The sequence below is a fragment of the Pedobacter sp. ASV12 genome (assembly GCF_016429155.1).
In the GTDB taxonomy this organism is placed as follows: Bacteria; Bacteroidota; Bacteroidia; order Sphingobacteriales; family Sphingobacteriaceae; genus Pedobacter.
The window spans coordinates 1-379 of record NZ_JAELUC010000376.1 but is presented as its reverse complement, the minus strand read 5'-3'; the positions used below and the strand labels follow the sequence as shown (position 1 = coordinate 379).

Here is a 379-nt window from a genome sequence, read left to right as displayed (position 1 = left end):
CTTAACACCCTCTCCAACAACCGCTTTAAATACCTTTCCATTTAAACAAGACTGCTTCGTGCCTCGCAGTGACGGATAACAGCAACGTCTTTGCGAGGAGGTACGACGAAGCGATCTATTTCGATTGCTTTCCTCTTAAACATTAATCTCCTTATACAGATCTTCCCACGCGGGGTTAATACTTTCTATCAATTTTATCTTGGCAAGCCTACTTCCTCCCTTAATTTTCTTCTCTTCGGCTGTTGCCTCTTCTATTCTGGGATAAAAGCAATAATAAATCAACTTATTGCAATTATATCTTGATGTAAATGCTGTCGGATAAATATGATTTCTATGCTGCCAAATCCTGGTGATAAGATCCGATGTCACACCGGTATAC

1 protein-coding gene is annotated in these 379 nt (G+C 40.1%); it reads right to left on the bottom strand.

What is annotated here, in order from left to right; translation table 11 throughout:
- Window positions 1-135 precede the first annotated feature (135 nt).
- Window positions 136-379, bottom strand: a 244-nt coding sequence (locus tag JHD69_RS20770; RefSeq protein ID WP_199142201.1) for a GIY-YIG nuclease family protein, incomplete at its 5' end; no start/stop codon positions are given.